The sequence below is a fragment of the Mastigocoleus testarum BC008 genome (assembly GCF_001456025.1).
Taxonomy (GTDB): domain Bacteria; phylum Cyanobacteriota; class Cyanobacteriia; order Cyanobacteriales; family Nostocaceae; genus Mastigocoleus; species Mastigocoleus testarum.
Genome location: NZ_LMTZ01000038.1, coordinates 16723 through 27991, shown reverse-complemented (window position 1 = coordinate 27991; position 11269 = coordinate 16723). Strand labels below are relative to the sequence as shown.

Annotated in this window: 6 protein-coding genes and 1 pseudogene; 4 read left to right on the top strand and 3 right to left on the bottom strand. The window is 36.0% G+C overall.

Features of this window, described 5'->3' with window-relative positions; translation table 11 throughout:
* From BC008_RS07855 to BC008_RS07840, 4 genes and pseudogenes are all read left to right on the top strand, one after another.
* Positions 1-191, top strand: a pseudogene (locus BC008_RS07855) (photosystem II q(b) protein); the annotation flags it as partial.
* A gap of 289 nt (positions 192-480) precedes the next feature.
* A complete protein-coding gene (locus BC008_RS07850) occupies positions 481-3660 on the top strand; it encodes a PAS domain S-box protein (RefSeq protein ID WP_036265430.1) in 3180 nt (1059 codons plus the stop codon).
* A gap of 16 nt (positions 3661-3676) precedes the next feature.
* A complete protein-coding gene (locus BC008_RS07845; protein WP_036265428.1) occupies positions 3677-4894 on the top strand; it encodes an EAL domain-containing response regulator in 1218 nt (405 codons plus the stop codon).
* 33 nt (positions 4895-4927) lie between these two features.
* Positions 4928-6043: a hybrid sensor histidine kinase/response regulator gene (locus BC008_RS07840; RefSeq protein ID WP_235595819.1), complete on the top strand. Its 1116-nt coding sequence runs from the start codon at positions 4928-4930 to the stop codon at positions 6041-6043.
* Between the two features lie 354 nt (positions 6044-6397).
* Here the strand turns inward: BC008_RS07840 and mtnA are convergent, their stop codons facing one another.
* The 3 genes from mtnA to BC008_RS07825 all read right to left on the bottom strand — a co-directional run bounded on the left by mtnA (position 6398) and on the right by BC008_RS07825 (position 10814).
* Positions 6398-7468, bottom strand: coding sequence for an S-methyl-5-thioribose-1-phosphate isomerase (gene mtnA / locus BC008_RS07835; protein ID WP_036265426.1), 1071 nt, complete (start codon positions 7466-7468; stop codon positions 6398-6400).
* A 502-nt stretch (positions 7469-7970) separates the two neighbouring features.
* Positions 7971-9881, bottom strand: a complete 1911-nt coding sequence (gene dxs / locus BC008_RS07830; RefSeq protein WP_027843330.1) for a 1-deoxy-D-xylulose-5-phosphate synthase — start codon at positions 9879-9881, stop codon at positions 7971-7973.
* A gap of 228 nt (positions 9882-10109) precedes the next feature.
* Positions 10110-10814, bottom strand: a complete 705-nt coding sequence (locus BC008_RS07825; protein WP_027843329.1) for an S-layer homology domain-containing protein — start codon at positions 10812-10814, stop codon at positions 10110-10112.
* Positions 10815-11269: the final 455 nt, after the last annotated feature.

The window sequence follows — 11269 nt, the reverse complement described above, 5'->3', positions numbered from 1 at the left end:
ATGGTTTCAACTTCAACCAGTCTGTAATCGACTCTAGCGGTCGTGTAATCAACACCTGGGCAGACATCATCAACCGTGCCAACTTGGGTATGGAAGTAATGCACGAGCGCAACGCTCACAACTTCCCCTTAGACTTGGCTGCAGGTGAGGTAGCTCCTGTAGCAGTAAGCGCTCCCGCAATCAACGGTTAATAAATTGAATAGTCAGTTAAGTAGATAATTACAGCGTAATTAATTACTTAATGTAGAAAATCACTCTCCAGTAATGGGGGGTGATTTTTTGCGTGCGTTTTTATCCTAAATTTGGCTATTGAAGAACAGCAAAAAAAGGTTATAAGCAAAGGATTTTTGCTTCAAAGACAATTTTCCGAATTTACACCCTAGTCATTCATAGTCTTAAAAGTTTACACATATTGAGAGAGTAGTTTTTTCTTGAGTTCTCAAACTCTGCTTTTGTTTCATTTTGCTCTTTCATAATTTTATGCGTCCACTTGCTGAAACTCTAGCTTCAGAATTTTTTGACACTATTATCGACCGTTATCCAATTAGTGTTACGGAAGATACTTTAGTGCTGGATGTCATTAAGTTGATGAACAAAGAAGGGAAAACAATAAATGATGTTTTAGTAGTTAGGGAACAGCAAGTAATTGGCTTATTTTCCGAGCAAGATGTAGTACGCCTGGTAAGTACGGGAGTTAATTTTGCCCACGCAAAAATTTCTGAGTTCATGAGAAATTCAGTGTTTACTCTCACAGAATCTCAAATAGAAGATTTTATTTTCCCACAAAGTTTATTCTTGCTGTTTGAACAATATCACTTAAGAATACTACCAATACTGGATAGGCAAGGTAATTTACTAGGAAATATTACATTAGAAAAAATTTACCAAGCATTACTAGCAAAAGATGATGGAGAAAAATATCGACAACAATACAAACTATTGAGTTTATTGGAGTCAGTCGTTACAAATAGTAAAGATGCTGTAGTCATAACAGAGGCTAATTCTCTCGATACTCCTTTTAATTCTTGTATAGTCTACGTTAATCAAGCTTTTACCGATATGAGTGGTTGGTCCTACTGGGAAATTTTGGGAAAAACACCATCCATTCTCCAAAGCGAATTAACAGATAATTCTGTCTATGAATTAATTTATACTACTATCCAAAGCGGTTTACGCGTTACAACTGAATTTATCAATCATCACAAAAATGGGAGTAAATATTGGGTTGAGGCGGATATTTTTCCGATCGTGGACCAAAATGGAGAAATTACACATTTTGTAAATATTCAAAGAGATATTACATCCCATAAACTAATTGAAGATAATCTCTGGTCAAGCGTACAACTATTTCAACAACTAGTAGAAAACATTCATCAAGTTTTATTTGTACGCGATGTCAAACAAGATAAAATTATTTATATTAATCCTGCATATGAAAAAATATTTGGACGCAAGCGCGATCATCTTTATGAAAATCCCGAGGAATTGATCGATGCAATTCATCCAGAAGATAGAGAGCGCTTAAGTGCAAAAATAACTACTAGTTTAGATGGGAATTATAACGAAGAATATCGAATAATTCGTCCTGATGGTGAGGTGCGCTGGATATGGACGCGCGCTTTTCCCCTCAAAAATAATGTAGGAGAAGTTTATCGTCTTACAGGTATTTCTGAAGATATTACTGAACGCAAGCAAGCACAAAACATTCTTCAAGAAACGAATGCAGATTTGGAAAGACGGGTATCTGAGCGCACCAAAATCTTAAAGCAAACGAATCATCAATTGATGGATGAGATACAAGAGCGACTGAAAATTGAAGAAGAACTACGTCAGTCTCAACAAATGTTACGCTTGGTGATGGATAATATCCCCCAAGGTATTTTTTGGAAAGATCGGGATTCGACATATCTTGGGTGCAATCGCAATTTTGCTTACAATGCGGGCTTTGATAATCCCCAATTGATAGTTGGGAAGACAGACTATGACTTGTGCTGGAGTAAAGAATATTCTGAATCCTCACGCGAATGGGATTTCAAGGTTATGGCGACTAATCAGCCACAATATCATATAATTGAAACTCAACATCAATTTGATGGTAAACAAGTTTGGGTTGAAACAAATAAGGTTCCGCTTCATGATGCTCAAGGTAATGTAGTTGGTATTCTTGGAACTGTAGAAGATATTACCGAACGCAAACAATCTGAAGAAACATTACTTGGCTTTCGTAAAGCAATTGAATGTGCTAGTGATGCAATCTGCATGACTGATTCTCAAGGTAATATTATTCACCTTAACCGCGCTTTCAAAGAATTATTTGAATACACCACCGAAGAACTAAATACTGCAGGGAACTTAGCTGCAATTTATGCTAGTCATTCTGATTACCGTAAAGTATCCGCCAAAATTCACATAGGTAAATCTTGGCGTGGTGCAGTGAAGATGCGAAGTAAAAGTGGTCGCATTCTTGATATTGAATTAAGAACTGATGCAATAAAAAATTTTACAGGGGAATCAATTGGAACAGTTAATATCAATACCGATATTACTCAACGTCTGCGAACTGAAACAGAATTAAGACTACGAGAACGAGCAATAGCAGCTAGTAACAATGGAGTTTTAATTAGTGATGCAACTATTCCTAATAATCCAATAATGTATGTCAATTCAGCATTTGAAAACATCACAGGTTATTCAATATCAGAAGCAATTGGACAAACTAGAGATTTCTATATTAATAATGATTTGGAAGTAAATAAATTATTTCCAGAAGAACAAATAAATAATTTTTGTAGCACTATTATTTGTAATTACCGTAAAGATAATAGTGAATATTGGAATGAATTAAGCATTTCCCCTGTATATAGTCACGATGGTATATTAACTAATTTTATTGTTGTCCAAACAGATATTACAGACTATAAAAAACTAGAACAACAATTAAGAGAGGCTTTAGAAAAAGAAAAGGAGCTAAACGAACTCAAATCCCGCTTTGTAAGTACAACATCTCATGAATTTCGTACACCATTAACAACTATTCTTTCATCTTCTGAACTATTAGAAAATTATGGTCATAAATGGAATAAAGAAAATAGATTTAAGTACTTAAGAAAAATTCAAACTGCAGTTAAGCATATGACTCATTTATTGGAGGATGTTTTAAATTTAGAGAAAGCAGAAGCGGGAAAATTACAGTGCAAACCAACATATTTTGAGTTAGTAAAATACTGTTTTTCTCTAGTTGAAGATTTACAGATAAATCAGCCTCACACAAAAATACTTTTTGACTGCGAGTATAAATCAATTGAAGTGTATATGGATGCAAATTTACTCAGACATATATTGAATAATTTATTGTCCAATGCAATTAAGTATTCTCCAGATATGCAGCCTATTAATTTTATGATAGCCATTCAGAATCACCAGGCTATTTTTACTATAAAAGACCAGGGTATAGGTATTCCTGAAGAATATTTACCACATTTATTCCAGTCATTTAATCGTGCAAGTAATGTAGATAATATTCAAGGTACAGGATTAGGATTGTCAATTGTCAAAAAATGTATCGATATTTGTCAAGGAGATATAAATGTAACAAGTGAAGTGGGTAATGGGAGTGTTTTTACCGTAAAACTACCGTTGAACATGGCCACAGATAGTTAATTATAATAATAGTTATATGTCGACTAAAGTTTTATTAATTGAAGATGAAATATCTGTACGCGAGAATATTTCAGACTTATTAGAAGCTGAAGGTTTTGAAACTATTACTGCTGCTAACGGTAAAGTTGGGATTGATTTAGCTATTTCCCAAATTCCTGATATTATTTTATGCGATCTAATGATGCCAGAAGTTGATGGCTATGGTGTGTTAGAAAGATTGCGTCAGGAAATTCTAACTGCGACAATTCCCTTTATTTTTCTTACAGCTAAATCTACTCGGACAGATGTTCGTAAAGGAATGGATTTGGGAGCCGATGATTATTTAACTAAACCATTTACTCGTGCAGAATTATTAAGTGCTATTAGTAGCCGTTTGGATAAACAAATTAAAATGAAAAATTATTTATCCAATAACTATTCTGATATCAGTAATTTTTCTCCAGAAATATTACTTATTAAATCTAGTTTGCGCCGTGCAATTGAAGCCGGACAGCGACATGAATTCCAGACTTATTATCAACCTATAGTCGATATAATCTCCGGTAAAATTATTGCTGCTGAAAGCTTAGTGAGATGGATTAGTCCAGAATTAGGAATGGTTTCTCCGGCAGAATTAATTCCTTTAGCTGAATCTACAGGTTTAATTATTCCCATTGGTGAATGGATATTAGAAAATGTATGCAAACAAGCAAAAATTTGGGATGAAGCCAACTTCTCCTCTTTGTTATTCTCTGTAAATGTGTCAAATTCTCAATTTACCCAAGCTAATTTTTCCGATAAAATATCGAGAATTCTTGCTGAATTTGATATCCCGGCAAATTGTCTGGAGTTAGAAATCACTGAAAATACAATTATGAGCGATTTTCATGCAGCAGTTTACACAATGGGAAAATTACAATCTTTAGGTGTCAAGATTGCTATTGATGATTTCGGCACAGGAAATTCTTCTTTAGTGTATCTCAAAGATTTCCCTATTGATACTTTAAAAATAGATCGCTATTTTATTCATAATATTGCTAATGAACCGGAAAAGTCGGCAATTACAAAGGGACTAATTCAAATAGCCCATAATTTAGATATTAAGGTAATCGCTAAAGGTGTAGAGACGGAGGCGGAATTAAATTTCTTACGTCAAAATAAATGTGATGCTATTCAAGGTTTTCTATTCAGTCCTGCAATAGCAGCTACTGAATTTGAAGATTTATTAATCAATCCCAAATATTTGCCCACTTAAGCAACAAATTTACTGTTCGCAATAAGTGTAGAGATGATGAAGAAAATTTTAGTTATAGAAGATGAAGAAAATCTACGACAAAATATTGCTGAATTACTAACTTTGGAAGATTTCAAAGTAGTAGTTGCAGAAAATGGTATGGCTGGCTTACAGGTCGCAGAGTCAGAAGTTCCCGATCTAGTTATTTGTGATGTCATGATGCCAGAATTAGATGGCTATGGAGTACTGGAAAAATTACGCCAAAATCCTCCATTATCAACCATACCTTTTATTTTTCTGACTGCAAAAGCTTCGAGTTCAGATTTTCGTCAGGGTATGGAGCTAGGTGCAGATGATTATTTAACTAAACCTTTTACTTGTAAAGAATTACTTAGAGCAGTTGCATCTAAATTCAAAAAGCAAATAGCAATTGATAAATATTCCCAAAAACAATTAGATGAGTTACGTAATAATATAGCGTTATCTTTACCCCATGAGATGCGCACTCCATTAAATGGAATCCTTGGCTTCTCTGAAATTTTGAGGCAAGAAGCTGAATTTCTTAGCGTTGAAGAAATTCAGGAAATGGCCCAAGGGATAAACCAGTCCGGTCAACGTTTATTCAAGTTAATTCAAAAATTTTTACTGTATACAGAATTAGAGATGATTTACAACGATCCGACACGGATTAAATCGTTGCAAAATAATCTCACTCAGTTCCCCAACTTAAGTTTAAATAAATTGATATTGGAGAAAGCAAAATATGAAAAAAGAAAAGTAGATTTACAATTAAATCCACCAGTGTCATGTGAGGTAAAAATTTGTTCAACTAGATTATTGGTCGTAATTGAAGAACTTCTTGATAATGCTTTCAAGTTTTCTCCTGCAGATCGAATTGTACGGGTCATTAGTGAGTTAAAAAACTCTACATTTAATTTGTCATTTATCGATTATGGGCGAGGAATGACAAGTGAACAAATCAGAAATTTAGGTGCTTATAAACAGTTCGAACGCCAAATATACGAACAGCAAGGAATGGGTTTAGGATTAATAATTGCCAAACGCATGACAGAGTTACATAACGGTAAATTTAAAATTTATAGTGAGCCTAATAAAGAAACTATTGTACAAGTTCAACTACCTTGTACAATTCATGCCGAAGATTACTAAAGTAGCGCCCCATCTAATGCTAGGATTCACTATATTAACTGGTATCGCACAACTTTAACCTAAATATAGTCAAATATAGACATTTATCATATTATTTTTGACTGAATAGTCAATGTTATATTTGACTATAAAATTTACAACTATTTATATCTTAGATATTAGCAAGTCAATAAATTATAAGTTATGGCATATACATAATAAGTTAAGCCTATAGATAGATAAAAACAGCACGAAATTAATTATCAGTAATTAATTTATTCCTTATAGTTGGCTATTTTTATCTACCTTATATTCCGTACTTTTGGCAGGAAAATGTTTATAATCAAGCAGGTTTATAATCAAGCAGGTAGAAAGTTAAAAGACTTCCATGATATTTTCTCGTGGTTGGCATAGTGCTAGCTCATTAGGAGCAAATATGCCATTTTCTGTAATAATCGCAGTTATCAACTCTGCCGGTGTAATATCAAAGGCAGGATTGTAATATTCTATGCCACCAGGTGTTAAGAGATTATCGCCAACTTGATAAATTTCCGCTGGGTGACGCTCCTCAATTGGAATTTGACTGCCTGCAATCAGGGAAAAATCAATTGTCGAAATAGGAGCAGCAACATAAAAAGGTACGTTATGTGCTCGGGCGACTAGTGCTAGATTGTATGTACCAATTTTATTGGCAGTATCGCCATTAGCTGCAATTCTATCGGCACCAACAACTACCAGATCGATCATGTTTTGCTGCATACAATGAGCAGCCATGCTATCTGTAATCACAGTGACAGGGATACCTTCCTGAGCGCATTCCCAAGCAGTAAGTTTTGCTCCTTGAAGACGAGGACGAGTTTCATCTGCATAAACGCGTGCTAAACGCCCTTCTTTCCAAGCCGAACGTACTACACCCAAAGCCGTACCATAACCAGCAGTGGCCAAGGCCCCTGCATTACAATGGGTGAGAATTGTCAATTTCTCTGGATAAGCCGGCAATATTTTTAAACCATTATCGCCGATCGCTAAACAAGTTTGTAAGTCTTCATTATTAATTGCTTGAGCAGTTTGTAGTAGAGTTTCCCTAATTTCTTCAACGGTACCCATAGTTTCGTATGCTGCTTTTAACATACGTGAAATTGCCCAAAATAAATTTACTGCCGTGGGACGAGTGGAGCGTAGCAAAGATGCAACACTTTCTAAGTGTTGCAAAAATTCTTGACGCTCGTTTGTCTCTATCTCTCTTGCCCCAAAATATATGCCGTATGCTGCGGCAATACCAATTGCTGGCGCACCCCTAACAATCATTGTTTTGATTGCTTGAGCCATATCTTCACTGCGGTTGATTTCGACAAAAGAATACTCATTAGGTAAACGAGTTTGGTCGATTAGTAAAACAGAGTCTTTTTGCCAAATGATTGGATAAACTGGGCTGTTCTGGGACATGATTAAGTTGAATAATTCCAGGAAATTAGGACAGGTAAAAGGTATTTATGTTGTCATTTGTCATTTGCTCTTTGTCTGTTTACCAATGACAATTGACTAATGACAAGTAACCAGCCCATGATTACTGGTTACTAATAGTCGTTTACTGATAACCACTGAGCAATAACTAATGACCTATTACCAGTGACAAATATCTATTGTCAAGAATAATGTTATCAATTTTTAATTCTTAACATTTACAATTTTTGGCACTTTTTAGGAAACAAATTTGGATATCAGAATTCCCAATATTTTGCCCATGTAAGGTGTATTTACAAAAATAAAAATATTTTTTAGAGGGTTAATTGAGGGTTGATTTTATTTGTTTCCTATGTCCTGTATTTCTTGAGGGTATAGCAAACTGACACTTATCACGCAGCAAGAGATTAAATTTTGATTTGCATAAATACGACAAGTTTCTTGTGCGTGGAAGTGTCTTTATATGGCAATTTTAATGTTTAATTTATGAAACAACTGCCGATACCTGTTGCCTAAAGAAAGCTTGTAAAATTCTTTCAGCAATTGCTGGGGTGGTTAAACCAAGTGTAGCTTTACTTTCATTAGGTTGAGCGTGATCTACCAATACATCTGGTATGCCAATCCGTTTAACGGGAACAAGAATATCGTTATCCAATAAAGCTTCAGCTAGCCCAGAACCAAAACCACCAATAACAGAACCTTCTTCAAGGGTGACAACACGACCGATTTTTTCTGCTAGTGGCAAAATTAATTCTGTGTCCAAAGGTTTAGCAAACCGGGCATTAATCACAGTGGCTTCGATACCATGTTCGCGGAGAATTTCTGCTACTTGTACGCCAGGGTGTACCATCGTACCATAGGCCACAATCAATAGGTCATCCCCGTTGCGGAGAATTTCTCCTTTACCAATTTCTATTGTTTCCCAACCTTCTTCCATCAGGGGAACTCCATAGCCATTACCGCGAGGGAAACGCATGGCAATTGGACCTGTTGTGTGGTTAACACCTGTGACTACCATTCGCTGCATTTCTGCTTCATCTTTTGGTGCCATTAGAACCATATTAGGAATACAGCGCAGGTAAGAAATATCATACATTCCTTGGTGAGTAGGACCATCAGCCCCAACAATTCCTGCCCGATCTAAGCAGAAAAATACTGGTAGGTTTTGAATGCAAACATCATGAATTATTTGGTCGTAGGCACGTTGAAGGAATGTAGAATAAATTGCTGCAACCGGACGCATACCCTCACAAGCGAGACCTGCAGCAAGAGTGACGGCGTGTTGTTCGGCAATGCCAACATCAATATATTGTTGTGGTAACTTGGCTTGGAGTTTATCTAAGCCTGTTCCCGTTGCCATTGCGGCAGTAATACCAATAATTTTTGGATTTTGCTCTGCTAACTTAACCAAAGTATGGGCAAAAACCTTGGAATATTTGGGAGGTTTTGGTTTGCTCGAGGGAATGGCTTTTCCTGTTGTCAAATTGAAAGGTGACTGTGCGTGGTAGCCGACCTTATCTTTTTCGGCGATTTCATAGCCTTTACCTTTGGTTGTGACAACATGTACTAAAACGGGACCATCAATTTCGTGTGCTTGTCCAAAGGTGGTAATTAGTTCTTCGAGATTATGTCCGTCAACTGGTCCCATATAAGTAAAGCCAAGTTCTTCAACCACAGCACCTACTTTAGGAACAGCCAATCGCTTCATTCCTTCCTTGATCCGACCTAGTTCTGGAGAAAGAGACTCCCCTACAAAAGGAATTTGCTTAAATTGTTCTTCAAAATTATCTGAAAGGAATTGCATGGGTGGCGATAACCGCATTTTGTTGAGATAGCGAGGAATCGCACCAACATTAGGTGAAATTGACATTTCGTTGTCATTGAGGATAACCAATAATTTAGTATTTGGTAAATGTCCGGCATGATTAATTGCTTCTAATGCCATACCGCCTGTTAGAGCGCCATCACCAATGACTGCAGCAACTTTAAATTTCTCACCTTTCATATCTCGAGCTAAAGCCATTCCTAAAGCTGCCGAGATGCTGGTAGAAGCGTGTCCTGCACCAAAATGGTCAAAGTTACTTTCACCGCGCTTAAGGTAACCTGCTATTCCGTCTTTTTGCCGTAAAGTACTGAATTTGTCATAACGACCAGTAATTAGTTTGTGGGGATAAGCTTGATGTCCCACATCCCAAATCACTTTATCTCGATCTAAATCCAATGTTTGGTAAAGTCCCAGAGTTAATTCAACTACACCCAACCCTGGACCGAGGTGCCCCCCTGACGCTGCAACAGTTTGAAGATGTTTGTCTCGAATCTGACGAGCAATTTGTTCTAACTGCCGAATTGATAATCCATGCAATTGGTTGGGATGAGTGATGTCACTAAGATGCATACTTTAAGGTTGTCCTCTCAAGGTCTAGTATTTTTGATTTTGCCACGCCTGGGTTCTTGATAGGGACAAGTTAAATTGCATTCTGAAAAAAAATAATGAAAGAAGGTGTTTTTTGAGGAAAAATCACAGAAATAAATGGGAAAAAGGCAGTTATTATACTACCTACTGGGTAGTGTGACAATCTAATATAAATTTTGCCTTTAACCCAAATTGCGTTACCTAAGAAATTTATATTGGTGCAATTGAAGTATTGTTGATAGGGGTAACTTCTGGCGTATATGGATTTCTTTGTTGTCTTTGTAAATATCTACTAAGTACATATGCCATATCACCCCTTGTCATGGGTTTGAGTGGAGAAAGATTTCCATCAGCTTTTTGATTAACAAATCCTCCTGTAACAGTTGTAGCTACAGCTTTTCTTGCCCATTGAGGAATTGATTGTTGGTCTGGAAATTGGGCTAGGATTTCATTTACTGTTGCTTCGGGGAACTGGAAAACACCATAGGATTGAGCAAAAATAGCTAGAGCTTCTGCTCTGGTAACTTTCTGGTTGGGGAAAAATAAGTTTCCTCGGTAGCCCTTCATTACTCCGGTTTTTAAAACTGTTTGGATATCTTGAAATGCCCAATGGGAGGAGGATACATCAGTAACATTGATGTTATCTTCAGTTGCCGCTTTTTGTTTATCGAGTAAAAAAGTTTTCACCATAATTGACGCTAACTCTGCCCGACCCATAAATCTTTCCGGATGAAAGTTACCATCAGGAAATTTATTCATTAAGTTTGCACTAACGACCTTCTGTATAGGGTCAAACGATGTTTGAGTCGTTGTTTGGTCCGGTGTTTTTTGTTCGGATGTTGTTTGAGCGTAGACTGGAATGGCTAGTAATTGTACTAATGCCAATAATGATAGAGCACTGGTTAAGTGACGCATGGTTTAAACCTAAATAAACAATCTGTTAAATAAACTATTTTGAGAAATTTAACTTCACATTTTATTAAGACATTTTAGGGAAGTTCATAGTTTCCTAAAGTTTTATTGTATTAAACACTGATTTTATTTAAGTATTGTTTAAGTATTGTGCTTTTACAGGGTAATTAAAGGCTGAAATATATGTGTTTTTTATAACTAGTAATGATTGCGTAATTTTAACGGCAATAATAAGATAATCATTAATAAATTTCTAGTTTCCCAATTTCTAGTTTCCCAAAGTCTGAGTACTGCTCAAGTCCAAATAATTGTTTTTTTCGAGGTCAGTTAAGCTCCAAATCTTTAGACTAGAGTTGCTGACAAATGTGTCAGTGAATGACGTCTGACTGCTAATGTGGATTTATGGTTATTGCTGATTGGTCATTAGTTACTATTTGCAAAACGAATAACCAAAAATA